We start from the raw sequence: 26,029 nt of genomic DNA on the forward strand, positions 1-26,029 counted from the left end.
GGGAAGCCAGAGCTTCCCGGCGATCGCTTACCGCGCCTGCGTCAGCAGGATTTTTGCCGCGAAGACGGAGAAGACACCGGCGAAGGTAAAGTCCATGCCGCGCAATACTTTCTTGTTGGTCTGCAGCCAGCCGGCGAGCCAGTCGGCCGCGAAGACCACGGCCGCGTTGACAGGCATGCCGATCAGGATGAAGCAGAAGCCGAGAAACAGCAGCTTCTGCGTCACCGTCGGATCGCCGGCGCTGACGAACTGCGGCAGGAACGTCATGAAGAAGATAATGACCTTCGGGTTCAGGAGGTTGACCCAGAAGCCCGAGGAAACGTTGGCGAGCGGCGTGCCCTTTGCCGTTTCGACCTTGTTGACCGAAAACTTCGAGCCGAAGCGGATCGCCTGGACGGCGAGCCACAGGAGATAGGCAGCGCCTCCGGTCTTCAGGATCAGGAAGGCTGTCGGCGACGCGGTGATCAGTGCCGAAACGCCAAAGGCGACCAGCATGGTGTGAACGACGATACCGAGGCTCGTACCGAGAACGACGAACAGCGCAGCCTTCTTGCCCTGCGCCAGTGCGCGGCTGATGGACAGCGTCATGTCGGGGCCGGGCGTCGCAGCGAGCAGCAGGGTCGCGGCTGCAAAGGCGAGAAGGGTCGGAAAGCTGGGCAGGAAGCTCATGGTACACTCTGAAAGCCGGATGAAAGCTTAGCCGTCATATCCGGCTTTCAGAAAATGTCTAATCAAACCTTCTAATACGACCTATTCCTTGCGTTCGAGATAGGCCTTGAACTTGTCGGCATAATCCTTGTGCCAGCGCGACAGCGGTGGGCGGTTCTCGATGATGTCGCCCATCGCCCAGGCCATGCGGCGTTCGTCCACGGGACGGGCGACGTCGTTGTCGGGGCAGAGGATGTAGAAGTCGCCGCGTTCCAGGCTTTTGATCATGAAATCGACAGTCTGTTCCGGCGTCCATGCGGCAGCCGGCTTTTCGGCGCGATCGCCCATGGTGAGGCCAGTAAAGACGAAGCCGGGGATCAATAGATGAGCGGAGATCTTCGAGCCCTCGGTATTGCGCAGTTCATGTTCGAGCGCTTCGGTGAACACTTTCACACCGGCCTTCGAAACATTGTAGGCCGGGTTGCCGGGCGGCGTGGTGATGCCCTGCTTGGAACCGGTGTTGATGATCAGGCCCGGTTCACCATGCGCGAGCATGTGCTGGCCGAAGGTGCGTGTGCCGTTGATGACGCCCAGCAGGTTGACGCCGAGAAGGCTGTCCCAATCGGCCTGGGCGCTGAAGATCGACGTCTCGGGCCCAATGCCGGCATTGTTCATGAGGACATGCACGCGACCGAAGCGCTGGATCACCGTCCGTTCAAGTGCTTCAAGAGAGTCTTTTTGCGCTACGTCGGTCTCGACGGCGAGCACATGCTCTTCGCCTGATATCGATTTCAGTTCCTTCGCAGCCTCCGCCAGCCGGTCGCCGCCGAGATCGGCAATGGCAACGCTCATGCCCGCCCGGGCAAAGTGCTTCGCCGCTGCTAGGCCGATGCCAGAGGCACCGCCCGTGATGACGGCAACATTGGATTTCTTGATGATGTCTTGGATTCTTGTCACGGCCAGCCTCTCCTCAGCATTGTCAGGACGATGGCAGATATGGGTTGCGCTTCCGGCCTGTCAAACACTATCCGAGCTGCCCATGGTCGCCGTTGCCCTTGCGTCCTGCGCCGATCTCGCTAAAAGTGCCGAGCCATACCGGGCTTGGCGGGCTTGCCGCCGCCCTTTTGCAACGGACCTCATCATCATGGCATCGCACAAAGACGTAAAGAAAGTCGTCCTCGCCTATTCGGGCGGCCTCGACACCTCGATCATCCTGAAGTGGCTGCAGACCGAGCTCGGCGCAGAAGTCGTGACCTTCACCGCCGACCTCGGCCAGGGCGAAGAGCTGGAGCCAGCCCGCAAGAAGGCCGAGATGCTCGGCATCAAGGAAATCTACATCGAGGACGTGCGCGAAGAGTTCGTCAAAGACTTCGTGTTCCCGATGTTCCGCGCCAATGCCGTCTATGAGGGCGTCTACCTGCTCGGCACCTCGATCGCCCGTCCGCTGATCTCCAAGCACCTGATCGACATTGCCCGCAAGACCGGCGCCGATGCGATCGCGCATGGTGCAACGGGCAAGGGCAACGACCAGGTTCGTTTCGAACTTTCCGCCTATGCGTTGAACCCCGATATCAAGATCATCGCACCGTGGCGCGACTGGTCGTTCAAGAGCCGCACCGATCTGCTGGCCTTTGCCGAAGCACACCAGATCCCGGTTGCCAAGGACAAGAAGGGCGAAGCGCCGTTCTCCGTCGACGCCAACCTGTTGCACTCCTCATCCGAGGGCAAGGTTCTGGAAGATCCGGCACAGGAAGCGCCTGAATACGTGCACATGCGCACGATTTCTCCGGAAGCGGCTCCTGACAAGGCGACCACCATCAAGGTCGGCTTCGAAAAGGGTGATGCCGTTTCGATCAACGGCGTACGCATGAGCCCGGCAACGCTGCTCGCAGCGCTCAACAATTACGGTCGCGACAACGGCATCGGTCGCCTCGACCTCGTGGAAAACCGCTTCGTCGGCATGAAGTCGCGCGGCGTTTACGAGACGCCCGGCGGCACGATCCTGCTTGCCGCGCACCGCGCCATCGAATCCATCACGCTCGACCGCGGTGCCGCGCACCTCAAGGACGAGCTGATGCCGCGCTACGCCGAGCTCATCTACTACGGCTTCTGGTTCTCGCCGGAGCGCGAGATGCTGCAGGCGCTGATCGACAAGAGCCAGGAGCATGTCGAAGGCGAAGTGACGCTGAAGCTCTACAAGGGCAACGTCATGGTTACTGGCCGCGAGAGCCCGAAGTCGCTCTATTCCGACAAGCTGGTTACTTTCGAGGACGACCAGGGCGCCTACGACCAGAAGGATGCAGCCGGCTTCATCAAGCTCAACGCGCTGCGCCTGCGCACGCTCGCCAAGCGCAATCTCTCGAAGTGATCGCGAGCAGCTTGCAAGAGATCGAAGGCCCGCCTCGTGCGGGCCTTCCGCTTGTTGACAAAGCCTTATGCCCCACCCGTCGTCACCCCGGCCGACGAGCCGAGGTCCAGCACGCGCAAGTCTTTTCGCGCAACAGGCCTTTCGCACCGCAGACGCGGTGCCGCTGGATGCCGGCTCAAGGCCGGCATGACGGATAAAACGATCGTTCCGCAAAAAAGAACACGTCCTCATCAGTCTGAAGGCCCGTCGTGCGGACACTTTTCATTCGCACGACGTGGCGTGAGGGAGCTTTGCTGCCTGCCGCGACGCGCGCACGAACCAGACGTAGCTCATGATCGAAATCAGCGACATGATCGGGATCACCGTTCCGAAGGCGAGCAGCGGCATGCCGATCAGCGAACCGGCGACGCCGCCGGCAAAGCCACCACCCATCTGAATAAAGCCCATCATCGCGGATGCCGAGCCGGCGATATGCGGGAAGGGGTAGAGGCCCGAGGTCGTCATATGCGGCGTCAGGAACGCCAGTCCGAAGGCCAGGAACGCGATCGGCCCCATGATCGAGAGATAGGAGGGCGTGACGAAATGGACTGACAGAGCGATCATGATGCCGGCGAGCCCGAGCAGGCCAAGCCCGACGCGCACGGAGCCGTCGCCGCCCAAGCGTGGCGCCGCGTAGCGCAGGCAGACGGATCCGAGGAAGTAGGAACCCGACTGCATCAGCATGCCCAAGCCGAAGGCGGTCGGCGACAGACCGACGACCTTGATGAGGATGAATGGCAGCAGTGTCGCCTGCGCGTAGAGTGCGCCGATCGAACCGCCGAGGACGAGCGAGGCGGAGACAAAGCGACTTTCGCGCGCAAGCTCCAGGTAGGCGCGAAGCAGCGGAACCGGGAGCGCGCGGCGCGGATCCGGCACGCTCGTCTCGAACATGAAGACGATCACGCCAAAACAGATCAGCAGTCCGAAGCCGATCAGCAGGAAGAAGACCGACTGCCAGCCGAAGGCAGCGAGTGCCAATCCGCCGATCGTCGGCGCCGCCGCCGGTCCGATGGCGATCATGATGCCGATCAGGTTCATGATGCGGGAGGCTTCGGTGCCGGTGAACTGGTCACGGACGATGGCGCGCGCCACCGTAATCCCGACAGACGCACCAATGCCCTGGATCAGCCGGCCGGCAAGCAGCCATTCGATGCCGGGCGCAAAGGCGGCAAGCAGGCTGCCGATCACATAGATACCGATGAACAGCAGCGTCGCCGCGCGTCGGCCGAAAGCATCCGAGAGCGGACCGGCAAGCAGTTGCGCAACCGAGAAGCCGGCGAAATAGACTGACAGCGTCAGCTTGATCGCCGAGTCGGATGTCTGGAACGCATGGACGAGCTCCGGCATTGCCGGCGTATAGATCGACATCGAGATCGGGCCGATGGTTGCGAGAAGCGCGCCGAGCATGCTCGTTCGCCGTTCGCTCATCCTGAATGGGGGCATAGGGGTACTCGGTTCTAGTGACTTGCGCGGTCAGCGCGAAGGCTGCGGCTTTTCTTCTGTCGGAAGCTGCGTGATCCGGCAATTCAAAAATCTCATGGGTTGCCATCATGGCTTGACGCCCTTCGATTGGCGCATAAGCTGCGGCTGTCCTTTCCGGAGTTTCTCGATGACGCAATCCTTGCTCGCGGGCGCCTTTCTGGCAGCCCTTCTCTACGTGCTCATTCCAGGGCCTGCCTTCCTGGCGCTGCTCGGCATCGGCGCGGGGCAGGGGCGCCGGGCAGGCGCCTTGTTCGTTAGCGGTCACCTGGTCGGCGACCTACTGTGGGCATCGCTGGCGTTGATCGCGATCATCGGGGCGAAGACGATTGGCACCTTTGTCTTCGACGCGCTCGGTCTTCTCTGCGGTTTCTACCTTGCCTGGATCGGCTGGAATGCCGTGCGGGCAAAGCCGAAGGGTGACGGGCGGGCCTTGATGGTGGTGGAGCGGCCGTTCCGTCGCGGCCTGATCTTCGGGGTGACCAATCCCAAGGGATATCCTGTGGCACTGGCGACGTTTACTGCCCTTGTTGCTGGCTCGGCGAGCGCATTGCAGTTTCATACGTTGCCGCTCCTGCTCGCCGTTTCGTTCCTGGGCTTCATCGTTGCCGACATGATCCTGGTCACGATTATCGGTGCCGGCACGGTGCGGCGTTTCTATCGCTCGCACGAGCGGCTGATCGTCCGTTGCTCCGGCGTGCTGTTCATGGGTTTTGCCGTGCAGGCACTCTGGCATGCGACGCCGGGCCTACTCGGTTGGCGGAAGGCCTGAGATCGCGCGTGGATTGCTTCAATCCCTAGCGATTGGTTGATTCTCTTGCCGTGAACTTTTCGCAGTCGGGCGCGGGACGTGCGTCCGATCGGCAATACCAATTGCGAACGTGCCTCCCTATATTGCCTGTTCAGTTGCCTGCCACAGAGGATCTTCGCATGCCTTCCACATCAGAATTCAACCCGGCGCTTGTCGAATGGAACGGTCTCCACGGCCTGCCGCGCTTCGATGCTCTCAATGACGGCGACTTCGCGCCGGCATTCGACGCAGCACTTGCCGCGCATGAGAAAGAGATCGACGCGATCGCTGATAACCCCGAGGCGCCGACATTCGAGAATACCGTCGTTGCTCTCGAGATCGCCGGCGATGCGCTGTCGCGGGTGTCGGCTCTGTTCTGGAACCGGGCGGGTGCTCACACCAACGATACGATCCAGACGCTGGAACGGGACATCTCGCCGAAGATGTCACGTCACTATTCCAAGATCGGCATGAATGCGGCGCTGTTTGCGCGTATCGATACCTTGTGGGAAGCCCGCGAAAGCCTCGGCCTGACGCTGGAACAGACGCGCGTGCTGGAGCGGCACTGGAAGGGCTTCGTCAAATCGGGCGCGAAGCTGCCGAAGCCCGAGCAAGAGAAGCTCGCGGGCATGAATGAAAAGCTTGCCGGCCTTGGCACCCAGTTCGGCCAGAACGTGCTGGCCGACGAGAAGAGCTGGGCGCTGATCCTTTCCGACGGCGCGGACCTCGACGGTATTCCGGAATTTCTGAAGGATGCGATGGCGGCGGCTGCGCGCGAGCGTGGCGAAGAGGGCAAGTTTGCCGTGACCCTGTCACGCTCGATCATCGAACCTTTTCTCACCTTCTCCGAGCGGCGGGACTTGCGGGAGCAGGCTTTCAAGGCCTGGGTTGCGCGCGGCGAAAACGATGGCGCGACTGACAATCGCGGCATTATCCGTGACACGCTTGCGCTTCGCGACGAGGTGGCAAAACTCCTCGGTTATGGCAACTTCGCCGAACTGAAGCTCGACAATACGATGGCGAAGACGCCTGACGCCGTGAACCATCTGCTTCGGGAGGTTTGGGCAAAGGCCGTCAAGCGTGCCGGCGAGGAAGAAGCCGACATCGCCAAGCTGATCGCTGATGAAGGCAAGAACCACGACGTCATGCCCTGGGACTGGCGGCACTATGCCGAGAAGATCCGGGCGCAGCGGTTCAATTTCTCAGAGGCTGAGCTGAAGCCCTACCTGCAGCTGGAGAAGATCATCGACGCCTGCTTCGATGTCGCTGGCCGGTTGTTCGGCATTCGCGCCGTCGAGAAGAAGGGTGTCCCTGCCTACCATCCCGATGCGCGCGTGTTCGAGATCCGCGATCGCGAAGACAGGCTGGTCGCACTCTTCCTCGGCGACTACTTCGCCCGCAGTTCCAAGCGTTCGGGTGCCTGGATGAGCTCGTTCCAATCGCAGCACAAGCTGCCGCTGAAGAATGGCCGTAGCGGCGAACTGCCAATCATCTACAATGTCTGCAATTTCGCCAAGCCCGCCGAAGGCAAGCCGGCGCTGCTGTCGCTCGACGATGCGCGCACGCTGTTCCACGAGTTCGGCCATGCGCTGCATGGAATGCTGTCAAACGTCACCTACCCCTCGGTTTCGGGCACGGGCGTTTCGCGCGACTTCGTCGAGCTGCCGTCGCAGCTCTACGAGCATTGGCTGACGGTGCCGGGGATCCTGAAGCAATATGCCGTGCATTTCGAAACCGGTGAGCCTATGCCGCAGGCTCTGCTCGACAAGGTTCTGGCAGCACGCACCTTCAATTCCGGCTTCAATACGGTCGAATTCACCTCGTCCGCGCTTGTCGATATGGCGTTCCATACCCGCGACAAGGTCGAGGATCCGATGGCTGTGCAGAAAGAGGTGCTGTCTGAGCTCGGCATGCCGAAGTCGATCGTCATGCGGCATGCCTCACCGCACTTCCAGCACATCTTCTCCGGCGGTTATTCAGCCGGCTACTATTCGTACATGTGGTCCGAAGTTCTCGATGCGGATGCCTTTGCTGCCTTCGAGGAAACGGGCGACGCTTTCAATCGCGAGATGGCGGCCAAGCTCAAGGACAACATCTATTCCGTCGGCGGCGCGATCGACCCTGAAGATGCCTACAAGGCCTTCCGCGGCAAGCTGCCGAGCCCGGATGCCATGCTGGTCAAGAAGGGCCTCGCGACCTTTGAAGAACTGTCCGGAAGCGATGCTTGAGACGCGATGTATTGGATATCGTCAATGCGGAAATTCTAAAGTATTGGCGATAACGAACATCTGATTTCGTCGTCACATGACTGTCACTGAACCTCAATAAGCAACCGGCATCAGTTTTCAACCGATGCCGGTTTTTTCATGACCCCTCAACCTTCAGAGACCAATGCGACCGTTTCGACGGCCGGCGTGGAATTGCACTATGGGGCGACGCCCGTTCTGAAGGGCATTGATATCTCGCTTTCCGAGGGCAAGACGCTGGCGCTGCTTGGGCCGTCCGGCTGCGGAAAGACCACTCTTCTGCGGCTCGTCGCCGGATTGCTCGCGCCGACGAAGGGCTCTATCGCGATTGCCGGATGCACTGTTGCCGATGCCGCAACTGGCGCCTTCTCGCCGCCGGAAAAACGCAATCTCGGCATGGTCTTTCAGGACTATGCGCTCTGGCCGCACATGACTGTTGGCGGCAACGTCTCCTTTCCGCTCGAAATGCGCGGTATCGCCAGATCCGAGTGGGAATCCCGAACTATGCGGGCGCTAGAACGCGTCAGCCTCGGCGCCTATGCTGACCGCAGGCCGAGCGATCTCTCGGGTGGCCAGCAGCAGCGTGTTGCGATCGCGCGAGCGATCGTTGCCGAACCGCAGCTCATTCTCTTCGACGAGCCTCTGTCCAATCTCGATCGCGAACTGCGCGAGAACATGGTGGGCGAACTGGCCGAGCTGATCACGACGCTCGGCCTGACGGCAATCTACGTCACACACGATCATAGCGAAGCGCTGACGCTGGCCGATGACGTCGCCGTCATGCGTGGCGGCGTGATCGAGCAGCTGGCATCGCCCGACGAGCTGATCGAGAAGCCGGCAACGCCCGAGGTTGCCGACTTCCTTCGCCTCGGCGGCGTCGCAGAGCTCGAATATCGCGATGAGCATTGGTTCTTCAAAGGCAGCGGCCTTGCGCTGCTGCGCAGCGTTGATGGGGTCGATTGCGCCGTTCGTGTCCTCATTCCCACAGGATCGATCACAGCGGGAGAGATCTTGCCCGGCACGCTTGCCGCAACGGTGCTGCGCTCGCAGTTCCGCGGCGATGGCCATCTGGCGACTGTCTCTCTGGTCGGCGCCGAGACAATAGAATTGCAGGTTTTGAGCCGCGCCAAGCTGCGACCCGGCGAGGGCATCGGTCTGTCGATCGATCCCAGCCAGATTCGCTGGTTCGGCAATCAGGTTTATTCGTCCAAAGAGGAGAATTTGGAGCATGCTTAAGTCGTTGAAGAGCATCACTTTCGGCGTTCTCGCCGCAACATTGATGGCCGGCGTCGCCCATGCCGACATCACGGTCTACACGGCTGGTCCGCAGGGGTTGATCGACAAGCTGTCGGCCGGTTTCACCAAGCAGACCGGTGTCAAGGTCAACGTTTTCCAGGCAACGACCGGCAAGGTCATGGCCCGTATCGAAGCCGAAGCCTCGAATCCGGTCGTTGACGTTCTCATTTCGGCTTCCTGGGATACGGCAACCGACTTCGCCAAGCGCGGCTGGCTCGTGTCCTACACCAGCCCGAACTCGGCCAAGGTTCCTGATTTCCTGAAAACCGACACGGCCGTTGCCCAGGGCATCTCGGCGCTCGGTATTACCTGGAACACCAAGAGCGGCACGCCGAAGCCCGCCGAGTGGGCCGACCTGACGAAGCCCGAATACAAGGACCTCGTCAATATTCCGGATCCGGCGCAATCCGGCTCGTCCTTCGAGCTGACGGCGGCTCTGGCGGGCCAGGACGACTTCAAGCTCTTCAAGGATCTGAAGGATAATGGCGCGATCATCGCCGGCGCCAATGCCGAAGCGCTGAACCCGGTTCTGCAGGGCGCGAAGGCTGCCGTCTTCGGTGCCGTCGATTACATAACGCTCAACGCCAAGGAAAAGGGCGAGGCCATCGATGTGATCTTCCCGGAATCGGGCACCGTCATCGCGCCGCGTCCGGCCATGATCCTCAACTGGTCGAAGAACCAGGACGAGGCGAAGAAGTTCATCGACTACATGCTCTCCGACGAAGGCCAGAAGCTCGTTGCCGATCAGATGCTGATGCCGGCTCGTAGCGACATTCCGGCCAGCCGTCCGCTGATCAGCGATCTGAAGCTGCTGAAGTACGACACCGCTGATGTCTACGGCAAGCGGAAGGAAACGCTGAAGCAGGTCACCGACACCTTCGGCGGTAAGTAAGGGCAGGGCGATGAGGACGCACGATAGTAGCGGCGCTGCGCCGGCCGCCTGGCTGGCGATCGCGGGATTGACCGTTATCGTCGCCGTTCCCTTCATCGCCGTTGTGCTTCAGGGCATCTTCCCCAACATCGGACAGGGCTCCTTCGCGGGCCCTTTCTCTTCGCTTGTTGCGACGCTCTTCGATAGCGCGCTGATCGGCATGGCCGGCAACACCATTCTGCTCGGCAGCTGCGTGGTGCTGGCCTCGGCGCTGGTGGCGGTGCCGCTCGGCGTGTTTCGGGCACTCTACCGCATCCCGCTTGCACCGCTGTGGGATGTGCTGCTGCTCGTCCCCTTCATGATCCCGCCTTACATCGCGACGCTCGGCTGGATCATGACGCTGCAGCCGCGCGGCTATATTCAGCAGATCGCGGGCTTCAACCTCGCGCCCTTCCTGTTTTCGCTCTTCGGCATGACCATGGTCATGGCCTTCAACACTTTTCCGGTGGTCTATTTCGCCGTATCGCGCACGCTGGAGGCGGTCGGCGCGCGTTATGCGGATGTCGGTCGCGTGTTTGGCGCGTCGCCGGCGCGTGCCTTCTGGCGGATCACGCTGCCGCTGTCGGCACCCGGACTCGTTGCCAGCCTGATGCTGGTCTTTGCCGCGGCGATCGAGGAATACGGTACGCCCGCTGCCCTTGGTCGTCGCGCCGGCTTCCAGGTCCTGGTTACCGGCATCGACCTGCGGATCTCGGATTGGCCGATCGATCTGCCGGGCGCTGCGATCCTGTCGATCCTGCTCGTCATCATGTCTCTGCTGACATTCCTGCTGCAGCGATGGATCCTGGCCCGCCGGTCCTATCAGACCGTGGGCGGCAAACCGGCTGCCAAGGACAAGCGGCCGCTTGGGGCGATGAAGGTTCCCGTGATCATCGCCTTTGCCGTCGTCGCCTTCCTGGCGACGGGCGTGCCGCTGCTGTCGATCCTGTTCACGGCGCTGTCGCGGACGATTTCCGGTGGGTTGGCGCTCGACAACATCAGCGCCGAGAACTTCCTGTCCGTCTTCAACAACGGCGCCGGTGCCCTGGTGGCGCTCGCCAACAGCTTCTCGCTTGGCATCGGCACGGCCTTGATTACCGGGCTCATCGGCGTGCTGGCCGCCTATACGGTCGTCAAGACGAAAATCCGCGGGCGCGCGGCGATCGACACGATGACGATCCTGCCGAATGCTTTGCCGGGCATCGTCGTTGCCGTCGGGCTGATCCTTGCCTGGAACATGCCATGGCTGCCGGCGACCCCATACAACACGGCATTCATTCTACTGCTTGCCTATTGCTGTATCCTGCTGCCGCAACCGGTGCGCTACACGACGGCGGCCTTCCAGCAGATAGGGGACAGCCTGGAAGCGGCTGCCCGGGTCTTTGGTGCAAGCGGAGTGACCGCCTTTCACCGCATCCTCCTGCCGCTTGTCTTCCCGAGCCTTGCTTCGGCGATGCTGCTGGTCTTTGCGCTTGCCTCGCGCGAACTGGTGGCCTCGGTTGTCGTGGCACCTGTCGGTATGCAGACCATCGCCACCTTCATCTGGCGCCAGTTCGAGCAGGGGTCGATCGGCCTCGGCATGGCGATGGCCTTCATCGCAATTCTCATCACCACGCTTTTGCCGCTTCTGCTGCTCACGCTGCTTCGCCGCAGCGGATTGGTGGCGGAATAGCGCTTCACCAGCGGCGCTCTCGTAACAAAACTGTCGTTGAAGTTTCGAAAAACCGTCATGCCGCCTTCAAGCGGATGACATGACAGCCGCCATAGGTTCGGCGCGGGCCTCCCTCCCGTTAGCCGGATAGACCTTGGCATGACATTGACTGAAACGACCCGCCGACGCTTCCTCTCATCCATGGGCGCCGTTGGCGGATTTGCACTGGCGGGGCTGGCGATGCCCTACTACGCGCGCGGCTCGTCCAGTCGCCCGGTCTTTACCTTGGGAGTGCAATCCGGCGATGTCGATGCGAATTCGGGCGTGGTCTGGGCGCAGGTGAACCGGCCGGCACGGCTGCATGTCGAATATTCGACGAGCGACCGTTTCTCTAATGCGGTGCGTCTCGCGCCCATAGACGTGACGCCCGACACCAATCTCGCGGGAAAGCTGCTGCTCCAGAATCTCCCTGATGATCAAGAGATGTTCTATCGCTTCCGCGCGGCCGATCTGCAGGACGTCAACGATCTGTCGGAACCCATCCATGGGCAGTTTCGCACGGCGCCATCAGGCAAGCGTAGCATCCGCTTCGCATGGTCCGGCGATACGGCCGGCCAGGGCTGGGGCATCGACGAGGAGGGGATGCGGACCTATTCGACGATTGCTTACCACCGGCCGGATTTCATGATCCACTCCGGCGACACCATCTACGCGGACAATCCTGTTACCGATGAGGTCAGGCTGCGAGACGGTAGTGTCTGGAAGAACCGTATCGTCTCCGAGGCAAAGCGAGAGATTGCGCAGACGCTCGACCAGTTTCGTGGCCAGTGGGCCTATAATCTGCTCGACGACCATGTGAAGGCGTTCAACGCGGTCTGTCCGGTGTTCTATCAATGGGACGATCATGAGGTGTTGAACAACTGGTCGCCCTCGACCGACCTCCGCCACGACGATCGTTACAAGGAAAAGTCCATCGCCACGCTTGCAGCTCGCGCAAGCCGTGCCTTTCACGAGATGACGCCAATACGCTACATGGCCGATGAGCCCGGCCGCATCTACCGCAAGGTGTCTTACGGTCCGCTGCTCGATGTCTTCTTCATCGACCTGCGCTCCTATCGTGGCCCGAATAGCCATGGGCTCGATGTCGAGCCGACGGCGGAGTCGCGGCTTTTGGGCGAGCGCCAGGTGGCGTGGCTGAAGCGGGAACTGGTGCGCTCGACCGCGACCTGGAAGGTGATCGCCTGCGATCTGCCGATCGGGCTGGTGATCTGGGACGATTACGGCCACCGGACGGGCAGCGAGTCGATCTCCAACGGCGACAATGGCGCCCCGCTTGGCCGCGAGCTGGAGTTCGCCGATCTGCTGCGCTTCATCCGCGATGCCGGCATAGCGAACATGATCTGGCTGACAGCCGACGTTCACTACACGGCTGCACACTATTACGATCCCGGTAAAGCCAAGTTCCGCGAGTTCCTGCCATTCTGGGAGTTCGTTGCGGGTCCGCTGCATTCCGGAACCTATGGGCCGCAGGAACTCGACATGACTTTCGGACCGGAGGTGAAGTTCATGAAAGCCGCACCCGGCGGTGCGGAGCAGAACCTGCCGCCGTCAGCAGGCATGCAGTTCTTCGGGCTTGTCGACATCGACGGGCAGACCGAGCAACTGACCGTGAGGCTGATGGATCGGAACGATACCGAGCTGTGGCGGACGACGCTCGATCCGCAGATATCGAGTTGACGTCCATGCATGGCAGGCAATCCGGCCTCCCCCCTTTCGCAAACGCGAAAAACACTGTATGAGCCGCCCAAATGAAATTGGCGCCTTCTCCCAGCGCGGCGCCCCAGCTTCAGAGATATAGACATATGGCACTTCGCAACATCGCGATTATCGCGCACGTTGACCATGGCAAGACGACACTGGTTGACGAACTCCTGAAACAGTCCGGCTCGTTCCGCGAGAACCAGCGCGTTGCAGAACGCGTCATGGACTCGAACGACCTGGAAAAGGAACGCGGCATCACGATCCTTGCCAAGGCGACATCGGTCGAGTGGAAGGGCGTTCGCATCAACATCGTCGACACTCCCGGCCACGCCGACTTCGGTGGTGAAGTCGAGCGTATTCTCTCGATGGTGGACGGCGCGATCGTTCTGGTCGACTCCTCCGAAGGCCCGATGCCGCAGACGAAGTTCGTCGTCTCCAAGGCGCTGAAGGTCGGCCTTCGCCCGATCGTCGCGATCAACAAGATCGACCGTCCCGATGGCCGCCATGAAGAAGTCATCAACGAAGTATTCGACCTCTTCGCTAGCCTCGACGCGACCGACGAGCAGCTCGATTTCCCGATCCTCTACGGTTCGGGTCGCGATGGCTGGATGAACGTCAATCCTGAAGGCCCGAAGGACCAGGGTCTGGCACCGCTGCTCGACCTCGTGCTCAACCACGTTCCGGAGCCGACGGTTGCCGAAGGCCCGTTCACGATGATCGGCACGATCCTGGAAGCCAACCCCTTCCTCGGCCGCATCATCACCGGCCGTATCAATTCCGGCTCGATCAAGCCGAACCAGGCCGTCAAGGTTCTCGGCCAGGATGGCAAGCTGATCGAATCCGGTCGTATCTCGAAGATCCTCGCCTTCCGCGGCATCGAGCGCACCTCGATCGATGAAGCGCATGCAGGCGACATCGTCGCGATCGCCGGCCTCTCCAAGGGCACGGTTGCCGACACCTTCTGTGATCCTGCGATCACCGAGGCGCTGACCGCGCAGCCGATCGATCCGCCGACCGTCACCATGTCCTTCATCGTCAACGACAGCCCGCTCGCCGGCACCGAAGGTGACAAGGTCACCTCGCGCGTCATCCGCGACCGCCTGTTCAAGGAAGCCGAAGGCAACGTCGCGCTGAAGATCGAAGAAGCCGAAGGCAAGGATTCGTTCTACGTTTCCGGCCGCGGCGAATTGCAGCTCGCCGTTCTGATCGAAACCATGCGTCGTGAAGGCTTCGAGCTCGCCGTGTCGCGTCCGCGCGTCGTCATGCACCGCGACGAAAACGACCAGCTGATGGAGCCGATCGAAGAAGTCGTCATCGACGTCGATGAAGAGCATTCCGGCGTCGTCGTGCAGAAGATGTCCGAGCGCAAGGCCGAGATGACCGAGCTGCGTCCTTCGGGCGGCAATCGCGTTCGCCTGGTCTTCAACGCGCCGACCCGCGGCCTGATCGGCTACCAGTCGGAACTCTTGACGGATACGCGCGGCACTGCCGTGATGAACCGCCTGTTCAAGGACTACCAGCCTTACAAGGGTGAAATCGGCGGCCGCACGAACGGCGTTCTCCTGGCCAACGCTCCGGGCGAAGCCGTTGCATACGCCATGTTCAACCTGGAAGATCGCGGCCCGATGATGATCGAGCCCGGCGAAAAGGTCTACATGGGCATGATCATCGGTATCCACTCGCGCGATAACGACCTCGAGGTCAACGTCCTCAAGGGCAAGCAGCTGACCAACATCCGCGCCGCCGGCAAGGACGAAGCCGTCAAGCTGACGCCGCCGATCCGAATGACGCTCGACCGCGCTCTCTCCTGGATCCAGGACGACGAGCTGATGGAAGTGACGCCGAAGTCGATCCGCCTGCGCAAGATGTATCTCGACGCCAACGACCGCAAGCGCTTCGCCAAGGCGAAGTCCGCCTAAGCGACTGAAGTCTTTCAGCCTTCAACCCCGGCCATTGCGCCGGGGTTTTTTATTTGTGCAGTCTGCCGAATCTCGCTTGTCGCAATAGTTAAAAAAGCGTTAAATTTCAGCTGTCGTCCACATGTTTAGCCTGTGGGCAAAGAACCTGAATGCGCCGGGCGCATATGGTTAATTGCCGACAATGGGACCAGAGTACGCGTTATGAAGACGTTGTCGATCGATGTTCGGCGGGCCGAACCGCACGATTCCCGAGCCATATCGGAAGTGCATCGGCTTGCGTGGCAGCACACCTATGCGGGGATCATTCCGCATCGTGCGTTGCGGCAGATGATCGAGCGTCGCGGCGAGAACTGGTGGCGCAAGGCCACCCGCGGGCCGGCAACGCTTCTCGTTCTCGACGTGGCCGGCACTGTCGCAGGCTACGCAACGCTCGGCCTCAATCGCGCCCGCGCCCTGCCCCAAGAGGGCGAGATCTACGAACTCTATCTTCGGCCGGAGTACCAGGGCATTGGCCTCGGCCACATGCTGTTCGGCGAAGCACGGCGGCTCCTGAAGTCGCTTGGCTGCAACGGATTGGTCGTCTGGTGCCTCGAGGAGAATGAGACCGGCGCGCAGTTCTATCGCAGCCATGGCGGCGTCGACTATTGCGAGGGCATGGAAACGTTCGACCAGAAGCGGCTAAAGAAAATTGGCTTCATTTGGGGTTGAGGCTCTTCCTTGCCCTATCGCTTTTTCCAGCGAAATTGACAGTTGCTGTCGTCACGAAAACTTGCAAATCTTGAACATAAACGACTACGAGCGGCTCATGAAGGGTGCCGATGCCCGAGCGATCGGGTCGATCGACACCATGTCCGACGCATTGTTCGCCGACATGGAGCGCGCGGTCGAACAATATGCTGAGGACGACGAGGTCGGGCGATGAGTGTCTACGACGACATCCAGACCGCAGCCGTCATTCGCTATCCTTGTCTCTGGCATCGAGAAGCAGGAAAAGGCGAGAGGGAGGGACGAAGGAGCGCCCCGTCGCGGTCGGCGTGCGGATAGCGCGTGCCGATGGTGACCTGGTGTTATTTTTCCCGATCACCACGAAACAGCCCGAGCGGGACCGGTTCGCCTTCGAGATCCCGGTAATCGAGAAACGTCGCGCCGGCCTCGATGCAGATCGCCATCTCTGGATCATCATGGACGAATTCAACAGCGACGTCATCGGTCACTTGTTCTATCTCGAACCGGAGCGGCCAATTGGCCGGTTCAGCAAGGCCTTCTTCCTGCCGATACTGCGCAAACTCATCGCCGTAAATCGCTCTCCGAAGTCAGCCGCCATCGCTGAGACGGCAATTCTACATTTGAGCCCCCTGAAACGGCATCAATCCTTGCTGTGACAGGCAATGTGTTGATTGCGGCAGATGCGGTCATGCACAGTTCGATGGCGGACGCGGAAACGCGCCCATTCTTCGTTACCGATATGGACGACGAACGTCGAATTCCACAGAGCACTGCAAAAATATCGGCCTTAGCAAAAACCGAAGACGTTGCGTTCGTTGTTTATGGCCACGACGCTGCCCAGTAGGCATCTCTGTGTCGATCGCCAGCCGCAGCGGCTCGGCCGACGCTAACCCAGTGTGCCCTGCACCGACCGTCCCTAGCATCCGGCTAGGCTATGTTGTCACCCGCGCCGTGCCAGCGACCGCGCAATATCGACGATGTCATCGCGGCCAGCGGTTGGATCTTCCTTGCTCCAGGCGATCCCAAGCCCGATCCTAAAGTCGATCCCGCTTACCTTCTTCAGTTCAAAGCCGCGATTGGGAAGATCAAGCGTCCATTCCGGGGCAAAGCCGATGCCAAGCCCGGCAGAGACCAGCGACACCAGCGCATAGGTGTCATCGCAACTGAAGGCAATGTTGGCGGTGAGCTCGTATTCGGCGAACTTCTCATTGAAGTAGCGCTCCGTGTACGACAGGTTCTGGCGATTAAAGGCGATGATCTTCTGAGTGCGCAGATCGTCGATGCTGATCTCGTCCCTGGCCGCCAGTGGATTGGCATGGCCGACCGCCAGGTAGTAGCGCTCATGCGCAAGCGAGACGAAGCGCAACGAGCCGATGTTTTCCACTGGGCGGATGAAGCCCAGATTGAGCTGGCCGGTCTCCAGGCCGCGGATGATCTCCCCGGTATTGCCAGAAGCGATATGGATGCGGACATCGGGATACTTGCGGGCGATCTTGGCAAGGAAGGTCGGCAGCATGCCCATGGTGGCCGGGTAGATGCTGCCGATCCTGATCTGGCGGATGCGGCTGCCGCCGGCTGCCCGCGTCAGTTCGGTGGTCAGGTCGATGTCGCTCAAGATCCGCACACAGCGATCGTAAAAGGTCTCGCCCGCCCTGGTCAGTTCCACCCTTCTGGTCGAGCGGATGAACAGCGGACAGCCAAGCTCCCTTTCCAGCGACATCACATGATTGCTGAGCGCCGGTTGGGCAATGTGCATCCTGGCTGCCGCCCGGCCGAAGTGCAGTTCCTCGGCCACCGCTTTGAAGTAGGAGAGTTGGCGTAGTTCCATATCAGATAACCGATCTAGAAACTGTTGACTGGCGAGCAAAATTCAGCGGCCAAATCGGATTGGCGGCTGGTCACTTGGAAAAAGTCGCGCAATTATAGGCACGCGCTTCTCGAAGAATCAGCGCATTTTGCCTACGGGTGTAGTGATACTTTGCGCAAAGAGGCGCGTCAAGCGTTTTCGCTACGTGCGTATTTATTTTTAGGGCTGATATGACGAATTTGACTCCAGAGGCGAACAGAGCAGCTCGGGCGATCTTGAAATGGTCGGTTCGTGAGCTTGCAGATAAGGCCGGGATTGCCTTTTCGACGGTGCATCGCTTCGAGTCGACTGGTAATGCAACCGAGACTACTAAAGAAAAAATCAAGGCTGCGTATGCCGCGCATGGTGTGGAGATCACAAATGGGGATTACACTGGAGCTCGACTCCGACTTCAACGGCCCAACGGTTCGTAGCTAATTTTGCCGCGACATCGTCATCGCTACACATCCCCCACCCACCTTGCGGCTTTCGGATGGTGCGCCGCCTTTGCAAATTCGAGACGACGACGACTTGCGGTAATCGCCGCCGGATGCGCGGTCATGCCGCCTATGGCCTATACCGGCGGAAACTGGGCAGGGTCATGGGTCTTCTATGGTATGCAGTTGCCGGTACTTGCCGTCCTTCTTTACGTGTCTCGGGTCAAGCCGCCCGCAACGCTTGCCGCCGCGCTGGTCTCGATCGCTGCGGCGAGCTATCACATTTACCTGCTGCACCGGATTCTGCCGGAGGCCCTGTTTGATCGCGCCAATCCCGCGACTTTTACCGCGCCGCTACCGGTCGCAGTATCGGTCGTGTCCGGTCTATTGAGCGGCATACTTGCCTATCAGCTCCAGCGTCTCATCATGCTTGGCCAACGATTATGGGCAGGGTTGAGCCGACTCGGTGATTACCTGCGCCATCTGCTGTCAGGCCGACAGGGGGTGTCGTTCGGATCCGCTCCGCCTCTTGCAAGCGAACAGCAGAGAAGTCGCGTGTCACCTTGACGGCCCTCTTAGACGGGCCAATCCACATTGGCGTGTTGCGTTGCGGGATGATTCCCAGTATCTGGCAACCATCGACTTAACCGTTAAAGGGAAGCTCTATGCGCATTGACGCGATTTCCATCGGCAAGAACCCGCCGGAAGATGTCAACGTAATCGTTGAGGTGCCCGTCGGCGGCCATCCGATCAAGTACGAGATGGACAAGGAAGCTGGTACGCTGGTTGTTGATCGCTTCCTCTATACGCCGATGACCTACCCGGGCAACTACGGCTTCGTGCCGCACACGCTTTCGGAAGACGGCGATCCGATCGACGTCCTCATCGCCAGCACGCGTCCGCTTGTTCCGGGCTGCGTCATCAACGTGCGCCCGATCGGCGTTCTCAAGATGGAAGACAATTCCGGTAAGGACGAGAAGATCATCGCCGTGCCGTCGCCGAAGCTGACGCTGCGCTACGAGAAGGTGAACGACTACACCGACCTTCCCGAGATCACGCTGAAGCAGATCGAGCACTTCTTCGAGCACTACAAGGATCTCGAACCCGGCAAGTGGGTGAAGATCTTCGGTTGGGGTGATTCCAAGGAAGCCGGCGCACTGATCCTCGAGGCGATCGAACGCGCCAAGAAGGCAAAGGCCTGATCAGCTTTCGAGAAGAGTTTGTAATTTCCTGATCAAATCCTCCGGGTCGCCGTCGATCCGGAGGATTTTTTTGCGCGACATTTCGCCTGAGGCGAGGCTGACCGATGACTTTGCGATGCGAAGCGATTTCGCCAAGAACTCGATCAACGCCTTGTTCGCCTTGCCCTTCTCGGGGACGGCAGTCACTCTGGCTTTGAGATGGGCTTTGCCCTCGGCGTCTGTCTCCACGCCGTCGATTGCGTCGCGTCCGCCACTCGGCGTCAGACGAACGGTCAGAGCAATGTGGTCGTTGAACGCCGCCCAGGGCTGGCTCATGCCACCAGCGGGAAGATTGAATTCCACATCAGAGAGCGCACGAAGAAGATGATCAGCAGCAAAATGATCGGTGAGATGTCGATGCCGCCGAGATTTGGCAGCACGCGGCGGATCGGACGCAGCAGCGGTTCCGTCACATTGTAGAGGAACATGCCAACCGAATTGACGAACTGATTGCTGGAGTTGATTACGTTGAACGCATACAGCCAGGAAAAAATAGCGCTGGCGATCAGCACCCAAGTGTAGAGATTCAAAGCCAAATCAATGGTTTGAAAAAGCGCAAGCATTGCAATCTCCAGTTCGTTGTTGACAGACATGTAGACATTGGCGACTAAACCGGCAAGTGCTGTCTCGAAACGCATTGTAAATCATGTTTAACAGCGGCGTCGTGCGTTGGCGTCTGGCCTGTTTTCTGGAAAGTCTCCATGTCTTTTTCGCCAACCGGAGATCGTTTTGCCGCGTTCCGGTATCCGTCTTACACCCGGTTCTTTTTCGCGCGGTTTCTGCTGTCTTTTTCGCAGCAGATCGTCAGTGTGGCCGTCGGCTGGCAGATGTACGACCAGACCGGCAGTGCCATCTATCTCGGACTGATAGGCCTAGTGCAATTTTTGCCTTCGCTGGTCCTGATCCTTGTCACCGGATCCGTAGCCGACCGGCACAATCGACGTGCGATCGCCGCCATCTGCTCGCTCATCAGCGCCTTGTGCACGCTGGCGCTGCTATTGATGACGATCACAGGGACGTTCTCGCCGTTGCCGGTATTTGCCGTCCTGCTGGTTTTCGGCATCGAGCGCGCCTTCATGTCGCCGGCTGTGCAATCGCTGGCGCCGAACCTTGTACCGCCGGAGGATCTGTCAAACGCCATCGCCTGGAATTCGTCTTCATGGCAGCTGGCGGCGATCACGGGCCCCGTTCTCGGTGGTCTTTTGTATGGCATCAACCCTCATACAGCCTATACGGTCGCGGTCATCTTCGCCGCTCTTGGCGCAGCGCTGCTCTACATGATCCCCAAGCCGCCGCAGAAGACGATGGGTGAAGCCAAGAGCTGGGATATGATCCTCGGCGGCTTCCGCTACATTCGTGCCGAGAAAGTCGTGCTGGGTGCCATATCGCTCGATCTCTTCGCGGTGCTCCTCGGCGGCGCGACGGCGCTGATGCCGATCTTTGCGCGCGATATCCTGACACTCGGGCCCTGGGGGCTCGGTCTCCTGCGCGCGGCACCCGGGGTCGGCGCGATCGCCATGGCGATTTTTCTCGCCGCCTATCCGCTCAAGCACAGTGCCGGCATTGCCATGTTCATCGGCGTTGCCCTGTTCGGCATCGGTACGATCGTTTTCGGATTTTCGACCAGCACGGAGCTGTCGATCGCGGCGCTCGCCATCATGGGTGCGGCCGACATGATTTCCGTCTACGTGCGGGAGAGCCTGATCGCGCTCTGGACGCCGGACGAACTGCGCGGCCGTGTCAATGCCGTCAACATGGTCTTCGTCGGTGCCTCCAACGAACTCGGCGAATTCCGCGCGGGTACGATGGCTTCCATTTTCGGCGCCGTCCCCGCGGTCATCATCGGCGGTATCGGAACGCTTGCCGTCGCGGCAATTTGGGCCACGAGCTTTCCGAAGCTGCGCAAAATCGACACGCTTGATGCGCCGGAGCGGCTGGAGCCGGTGTGACGTCCTTCAGGTCGAGACGATGACTTCCGCTTCGATTTCGACCGGAAAGTTCAGTGGCAGGCCGGCAACGCCAATCGCCGAGCGGGAGTGACTGCCCACCTCCGGTCCGAATACTTCGATGATCAGCTCGGTGAAGCCGTTGATTACGGCTGGCGGATTGGCAAAGCGGGGCGCGCAATTGACCATGCCGAACACACGACACCAGCCGGTAATGCGGTCGAGGCTACCCAGCTCTCGCTTCAGGCTGCCCAACATGGAAAGAGCGACTTTCCGCGCGGATGCCTTGGCCTCCTCGATGGAGATGTTTTCACCGACGGCTCCGAACGGGCCGGCAGGTGTTCCATCGGTATTCTGCGGGCCATGGCCTGAGACGAATGCGCGATTGCCGCGCACATTCACCCACGGAAAAGGAAGGACCATGTTGGAAGGCAGTTTCAGCGGCTGCGGTAGAACCAATCCCATCGCGGCAAGTCTCTGCTCATAGTTGGCCATGGAATTCCTCCGGACATAGCTTTGGTCCGTCATTGCGCGAGCGCGGCAATTCCAAGACCGGGTCGTGGATCGGAACGCATTCCTGCTGGTGAATATAGCCAGAGTGGTAATACGCGCCGACCTTAGCACGACGCGGTGCCTGGCGCACCCGTCTAGGCGGGAAGCGTGGCGGCCCTGGCTGCTGCGACGGATTTGGACGTCTTGCCCTCGAAGACGATGTCGAGGAACTCGTTCAGCCATGCCTTCAGCGGCGCGTCAAAGAGCATGCGTCCTTCCAGATGCTCACGACCCTGCTGCGCGTTCGGAAGAATGAAGCGGTGGGCGCCGTGAACCACCCAGCGGTGCATCATCGCGCGCGTCAGCTCGGCATGGAACTGCAGGCCCCAAGCATGGCCACCGTAGCGAAAAGCCTGATTGGGGTAGGTATCGCCCTCAGCCAGCAGTTCGGCACCATGCGGCAGGTCAAACCCTTCGCGATGAAAGTGGTAAACCATCCTCGGCCAGTGCATCAGCAGCCGGCCTTTCTCCGTCGGGCGCAGCGGATACCAACCGATCTCCGTGGAGCCATCGGCGTTCGCCTGAACCTTGCCGCCGAGCTGCCTCACCAGCATCTGTGCGCCGAGGCAGATCCCGAGTAGCGGGCGCTTCTCCCTGAGCGGCACGTCCAGCCAGTCGATCTCCGACTTGACGAAGTCTTCGGTATCGTTGGCACTCATCGGCCCGCCGAATACAACGGCGCCCGCGTGTTCGGCAAGCGTCGAGGGCAATTTGTCGCCGAGAACCGGGCGCCGGATATCGAGCCGATACCCCTTCTCGGCCAGCAACTGACCGACCCGGCCAGCGCTCGAGCGTTCCTGATGCAGAACAATCAGGACTGGGCGCTTCTCGTGCTCCGGTAAGCGGTCAGTCGGCATCGTCCCCCACTACCTCGGTATCCGTGACCCGTCGTGCTGCTTCCTGCCGCTTCTGGATCCGCTCGCGCGCGGAAACACCGAGGAGTTCGGCAATGCGCCAGATTGCATCATCTTCCATTTCGCTGCGCTCGCCATCGGCATAGACAATGTCCCAGAGGACCCCGATCAGCTCGAGCCGCTGTTCCGTGTTGAGGTGGCGTTTGAGATCCGAGGTGAAGCGGTAGTAGTCGACAGCATCGCTCTCCGCCTCGCGGCCGGCGGCCATCAGCGCGTCAAGTTGCCTGCGGTCAAGCCCGTACTGGTCCTTTAGCAGCTTGCGAAGCCGCTTCGTCTCACTGTCCTTGACCTGCCCATCCGCCTCCATGACCTGCATACAGAGCGCGGCCACTGCGATGCGCGGGTCGTCTGGCGCGAAGCCTTTCTTTGTATTGTCGGAAGTCAGATTCTGAAAGAATTCCTGGAAGCGTTCGAACATTTAGATCCTGTTTGTCTAGAAAAGGCGAAGCCGTGTCTTGGGTTCTGGCTCCGCCGCTGGATTGCGAACGCCGGGATCGTCCGGCAGGCCGCCAAAGAAGGGGCGCGGTTCGGGTGAAGTTGCAGGTTCCGCCGCGTGCTTGCTTGAAGCCGGCGGCTTCGGCGATGGACGCGCCGCCTCGGCTGTCGTGGCAGCCCGCTCGAGTTCGATGATGCGATGATCGCTGGCCGGGCCTTCGGAGCGAGCTTCGCGCACGGGCGGCAACGTTTTTAGGGCGCTGTCTATGGAGATCGTCTTGCTTTCATCGGCGGCATTATCCACATGGTCGAACGGCGCCTTCCAGACGAAGGCATCCAGCCGACCGGTAACGGGCGAAAGCGGCAACCATTTGTCGGAAACGTAACCATCGGCCACCCATGCCGGGTCGCGCGGCGCCTTGAGGGCCTGCGCAAGCCAGTGGCGAACACGGCCCTGATCGCCCGTTTCGGCTTCCTCGATGTCGGCGAGCAGCAAAAAGGTGGCTTCGCGCGGCTCAATCCGGGCCGCGGCTTCTGCCTTGGTGCGGGCCTTGGCGAAATCCTGCGTGTCGAGGGCGGCCTGCGCCACGAGAAGCAGGGATTCGACGTTGTTCGGCCGTATCCCCTCCAGTCGCTCCGCGCGCTTCAGGCGATCAGCGGCAGAATCGCCGCTGCGGGCGCGAACATAGGTGCGGCCGATGTCCGGGTGCGGGGCCGATTTCCACGCCTGTTCGAGGATGGATGCCGCCTTGCGCAGCTTGTCTTCCCGGAACAGCGCCTTCGCGGCGACGATTGCCGCGGGCTCGAAGTCGGCGGCAAGCTTGAGGGCATGCGTGGCGTCGTCGCGCGCTCCCGCCGGATCGTTCTCGAGCTTCTCGGTGGCGCGGGCGGTGAGCAGAACTGCGCGAAGCCGATCCGCCTCAGCCTTTTCGATGACGCGGCCAGCCCTTTGTTGTTCCAGCAGTCGCATCGCATCATCCCAGCGACCGGCCTGGCTGCGATACTCGAGCGTTGCCTGCGCTGCCCACGGCAGATAGGGCGCGTTGTCCGCGGCCTTTTCCGCATATTGACGCGCCGCCTCATTGGCGCCGAGCCGCTTGGCTTCCAGATACAGTCCGCGCAGCCCGAGCTCACGGGTCTCGGGATCATTGGTCATGGCCTCGAACTTAGCGCGTGCTTCGTCGTGGCGACCTTCGATCAGTGCTGCCTGCGCCTCAAGGAGAGCGATCAGCGGCTCCTGATCGGCGCGGAGCAATCCTCGCGAACGGGCGGCCATCTTGCGTGCCATCAGCGCATTGCCGGCACCAGCCGCGATCAGGCCAGTCGACAGCGCCTGATAACCGCGGTCGCGCTTGCGAGCACGAAAATAGCGAGTGACGGAGTAGGGCGACATCCAGAGTGTTCGCAGCAGCCACCACACGACCATCACGGCCGCGATGAGCGCGATCAGGGCGCTTGCCGCGACGACCAGCCGAGTCTGGTAAAGCTGCCCTTCCCAGACCAGCGAAAGATCGCCAGGGCGATCTGCCAGCCAGGAAAATCCGTAGCCGAGTGCGAGGACGACGAGGGCAAATATGACGAGCCTGACCATGCCTCAGCCCTCCTTGCCGGCGCTGGAGACCGCGTTGGACAGGGCACTGCCCACAAGATCCTCGACGCGGATGCGGGCTTCCAGCGATTGCTTGAAGGCGGCGGAGGCCTGTTTTGCCTGAGCAGGCAGATCGGCCCATTCGGACGCGGCGCCCTGCAGGTCGCCGTTCTTCACCTTGTCTTCCATGCGCGCGGCAATCGCCTCGACGCTCTCACCCTCAATATTGCCGACGGGGCGGATCGTTACCAGCGACTTGGCGCTTGCCATCAACCGGTCGGACCAAGTCTGGTCGGGAGCGGCCTGATTGACGGAACCGACGATGGCGGTTGCGACATCCGGGACCTGGCGGATCAGTTCGGCGCGCGAGGGAACGCCGGTTTCGGCGAAGTTGCGCAGATCTGCAACGGCCGGATCGTCAGGAGAGACGCCGGCAAAGGTGTCGAGCTCGGCGACGAACGGTCCGCCGCGATCGATCGCCGCCTTCAAAGCGGCGGCTGCGATCGCCTTGGCGACGGCAACGTCGCGCCGCGGCTCGTTCAGCTTCTTCTCGATTTCGGCCAGGTGTTGCGTGATATCGGCGCCGTCGGCGGCCTTTTGTTGCGTTGTCTGGGAGACCGCGGCCCGCAGCTGGTCGATCTGGCCGGTCAGGTCGGCGATCTTCTGATTGAAAGCATCGACCGCAGCCGTGTCGGCGGCAGCCGGCGGGGTCTTGGCCGTCACTTCCAGCGCAGCAATACGCTGTTCCAGCGCGCCGTTATCTGGCGCGGAGGGGGCAGCGGCGAGATTGGCGACCGATTGCTTGAGCCCGTCGATTTCAGCCGAGAGATTGGCGACATCGGCAGGGGGTGAAGCAGGCGCGGACGAGCCGGGCAGAAACCCGGCATATTGAATGGCTCCGGCGCCGACAAGTGCGATCAGGCCACCGACAATGCCGGCGGCGATCAGGCCCGATGTGCTGTTGCGCGGGAAGGTGGGCGGTGCTGGCGGTGCCGGCTCGTTCGTCTGCGGCGCGGGTTCGGCTGCAGCCTTTGGCGCTTCGTCAGGCGATGGCTCGTCGGTCAATTCAGGCTGCGCTGGAGGCTCATCCACGGCGCCGGGTTTCGGCACATCGGCCGGTTCCTCGGCTTTCGTTTCGGCATCCTTGGCAGAAGCAAATTCCTGCTTATCCAGATCGATAGTGACCGGCTTCTCGGTGCTCTTCGAGTGGCGAGGCGGATTTCCTGGTGCCATGAGA

25 protein-coding genes are annotated in these 26,029 nt (G+C 61.0%); 14 read left to right on the plus strand and 11 right to left on the minus strand.

Annotated elements, in window-relative coordinates; genetic code table 11:
- Positions 1-27: 27 nt before the first annotated feature.
- Complete coding sequence (locus AS026_RS29915) at positions 28-669, minus strand: LysE family translocator (RefSeq protein WP_025658158.1); 642 nt, start codon at positions 667-669, stop codon at positions 28-30.
- 81 nt (positions 670-750) lie between these two features.
- A complete protein-coding gene (locus AS026_RS29920; RefSeq protein ID WP_062374125.1) occupies positions 751-1,605 on the minus strand; it encodes an SDR family NAD(P)-dependent oxidoreductase in 855 nt (284 codons plus the stop codon).
- Positions 1,606-1,792: 187 nt separating this feature from the next.
- On the opposite strand from AS026_RS29920, the gene AS026_RS29925 reads away from it, so the two are divergent.
- On the plus strand, positions 1,793-3,016 hold the full coding sequence (locus tag AS026_RS29925; RefSeq protein ID WP_062374265.1) for an argininosuccinate synthase: 1,224 nt from the start codon (positions 1,793-1,795) through the stop codon (positions 3,014-3,016).
- Between the two features lie 261 nt (positions 3,017-3,277).
- Here the strand turns inward: AS026_RS29925 and AS026_RS29930 are convergent, their stop codons facing one another.
- Positions 3,278-4,462 carry a multidrug effflux MFS transporter gene (locus AS026_RS29930; protein WP_100248209.1) on the minus strand — a complete coding sequence of 395 codons (1,185 nt, stop codon included), beginning with the start codon at positions 4,460-4,462 and terminating at the stop codon, positions 3,278-3,280.
- 202 nt (positions 4,463-4,664) lie between these two features.
- Here AS026_RS29930 and AS026_RS29935 point away from each other — a divergent pair, with 202 nt between their 5' ends.
- From AS026_RS29935 to AS026_RS43765, 10 genes are all read left to right on the plus strand, one after another.
- Positions 4,665-5,306 (plus strand): LysE family translocator, encoded by a 642-nt coding sequence (locus AS026_RS29935; RefSeq protein WP_025658162.1) that lies wholly within the window; start codon positions 4,665-4,667, stop codon positions 5,304-5,306.
- Between the two features lie 158 nt (positions 5,307-5,464).
- On the plus strand, positions 5,465-7,552 hold the full coding sequence (locus AS026_RS29940; protein WP_062374131.1) for a M3 family metallopeptidase: 2,088 nt from the start codon (positions 5,465-5,467) through the stop codon (positions 7,550-7,552).
- Positions 7,553-7,690: 138 nt separating this feature from the next.
- Complete coding sequence (locus tag AS026_RS29945) at positions 7,691-8,806, plus strand: ABC transporter ATP-binding protein (RefSeq protein ID WP_062374134.1); 1,116 nt, start codon at positions 7,691-7,693, stop codon at positions 8,804-8,806.
- Complete coding sequence (locus AS026_RS29950; protein WP_062374136.1) at positions 8,799-9,758, plus strand: ABC transporter substrate-binding protein; 960 nt, start codon at positions 8,799-8,801, stop codon at positions 9,756-9,758. The genes AS026_RS29945 and AS026_RS29950 overlap by 8 nt, the downstream gene beginning before the upstream one ends.
- Positions 9,759-9,768: 10 nt before the next feature.
- Positions 9,769-11,448, plus strand: coding sequence for an ABC transporter permease (locus tag AS026_RS29955; protein ID WP_062374139.1), 1,680 nt, complete (start codon positions 9,769-9,771; stop codon positions 11,446-11,448).
- Between the two features lie 138 nt (positions 11,449-11,586).
- On the plus strand, positions 11,587-13,164 hold the full coding sequence (locus AS026_RS29960) for an alkaline phosphatase D family protein (protein WP_062374142.1): 1,578 nt from the start codon (positions 11,587-11,589) through the stop codon (positions 13,162-13,164).
- Between the two features lie 125 nt (positions 13,165-13,289).
- Entirely contained in the window at positions 13,290-15,107 is a 1,818-nt protein-coding gene (typA, locus tag AS026_RS29965) for a translational GTPase TypA (protein WP_018855781.1), read from the plus strand.
- 201 nt (positions 15,108-15,308) lie between these two features.
- Positions 15,309-15,815 (plus strand): GNAT family N-acetyltransferase, encoded by a 507-nt coding sequence (locus AS026_RS29970; protein WP_018855780.1) that lies wholly within the window; start codon positions 15,309-15,311, stop codon positions 15,813-15,815.
- Between the two features lie 70 nt (positions 15,816-15,885).
- Positions 15,886-16,029 (plus strand): hypothetical protein, encoded by a 144-nt coding sequence (locus AS026_RS29975; RefSeq protein WP_198021122.1) that lies wholly within the window; start codon positions 15,886-15,888, stop codon positions 16,027-16,029.
- 142 nt (positions 16,030-16,171) lie between these two features.
- On the plus strand, positions 16,172-16,489 hold the full coding sequence (locus tag AS026_RS43765; protein ID WP_245307677.1) for a hypothetical protein: 318 nt from the start codon (positions 16,172-16,174) through the stop codon (positions 16,487-16,489).
- A gap of 284 nt (positions 16,490-16,773) precedes the next feature.
- On the opposite strand, the gene AS026_RS29990 is transcribed toward AS026_RS43765, so the two are convergent.
- On the minus strand, positions 16,774-17,661 hold the full coding sequence (locus AS026_RS29990) for a LysR family transcriptional regulator (protein WP_062374152.1): 888 nt from the start codon (positions 17,659-17,661) through the stop codon (positions 16,774-16,776).
- A gap of 578 nt (positions 17,662-18,239) precedes the next feature.
- On the opposite strand from AS026_RS29990, the gene AS026_RS29995 reads away from it, so the two are divergent.
- On the plus strand, positions 18,240-18,683 hold the full coding sequence (locus tag AS026_RS29995) for a hypothetical protein (RefSeq protein ID WP_245307679.1): 444 nt from the start codon (positions 18,240-18,242) through the stop codon (positions 18,681-18,683).
- Between the two features lie 98 nt (positions 18,684-18,781).
- Positions 18,782-19,318 (plus strand): inorganic diphosphatase, encoded by a 537-nt coding sequence (gene ppa / locus AS026_RS30000; RefSeq protein WP_018855774.1) that lies wholly within the window; start codon positions 18,782-18,784, stop codon positions 19,316-19,318.
- On the opposite strand, the gene AS026_RS30005 is transcribed toward ppa, so the two are convergent.
- Positions 19,319-19,633, minus strand: coding sequence for a DUF167 domain-containing protein (locus AS026_RS30005; protein WP_018855773.1), 315 nt, complete (start codon positions 19,631-19,633; stop codon positions 19,319-19,321).
- The gene (locus tag AS026_RS30010; RefSeq protein ID WP_016556606.1) at positions 19,630-19,920 is read right to left on the minus strand and encodes a YggT family protein; all 291 of its coding nucleotides are present in this window, start codon (positions 19,918-19,920) and stop codon (positions 19,630-19,632) included. Before AS026_RS30010 ends, AS026_RS30005 begins: the two co-directional genes overlap by 4 nt.
- A gap of 138 nt (positions 19,921-20,058) precedes the next feature.
- On the opposite strand from AS026_RS30010, the gene AS026_RS30015 reads away from it, so the two are divergent.
- On the plus strand, positions 20,059-21,306 hold the full coding sequence (locus AS026_RS30015; RefSeq protein WP_062374159.1) for an MFS transporter: 1,248 nt from the start codon (positions 20,059-20,061) through the stop codon (positions 21,304-21,306).
- Between the two features lie 6 nt (positions 21,307-21,312).
- Here AS026_RS30015 and AS026_RS30020 read toward each other — a convergent pair whose 3' ends face one another.
- The 5 genes from AS026_RS30020 to AS026_RS30040 all read right to left on the minus strand — a co-directional run bounded on the left by AS026_RS30020 (position 21,313) and on the right by AS026_RS30040 (position 26,025).
- On the minus strand, positions 21,313-21,798 hold the full coding sequence (locus AS026_RS30020) for a RidA family protein (RefSeq protein ID WP_018855770.1): 486 nt from the start codon (positions 21,796-21,798) through the stop codon (positions 21,313-21,315).
- 152 nt (positions 21,799-21,950) lie between these two features.
- A complete protein-coding gene (locus AS026_RS30025; protein WP_062374161.1) occupies positions 21,951-22,712 on the minus strand; it encodes a glutamine amidotransferase in 762 nt (253 codons plus the stop codon).
- Positions 22,702-23,187 (minus strand): tellurite resistance TerB family protein, encoded by a 486-nt coding sequence (locus AS026_RS30030; protein ID WP_025658174.1) that lies wholly within the window; start codon positions 23,185-23,187, stop codon positions 22,702-22,704. The genes AS026_RS30025 and AS026_RS30030 overlap by 11 nt, the downstream gene beginning before the upstream one ends.
- 15 nt (positions 23,188-23,202) lie before the next feature.
- Complete coding sequence (locus AS026_RS30035; protein WP_062374164.1) at positions 23,203-24,795, minus strand: heme biosynthesis protein HemY; 1,593 nt, start codon at positions 24,793-24,795, stop codon at positions 23,203-23,205.
- Positions 24,796-24,798: 3 nt separating this feature from the next.
- Complete coding sequence (locus tag AS026_RS30040) at positions 24,799-26,025, minus strand: COG4223 family protein (RefSeq protein WP_062374167.1); 1,227 nt, start codon at positions 26,023-26,025, stop codon at positions 24,799-24,801.
- Between the last annotated feature and the right edge of the window lie 4 nt (positions 26,026-26,029).

Source organism: Rhizobium altiplani (assembly GCF_001542405.1).
Taxonomy (GTDB): Bacteria; Pseudomonadota; Alphaproteobacteria; order Rhizobiales; family Rhizobiaceae; genus Rhizobium; species Rhizobium altiplani.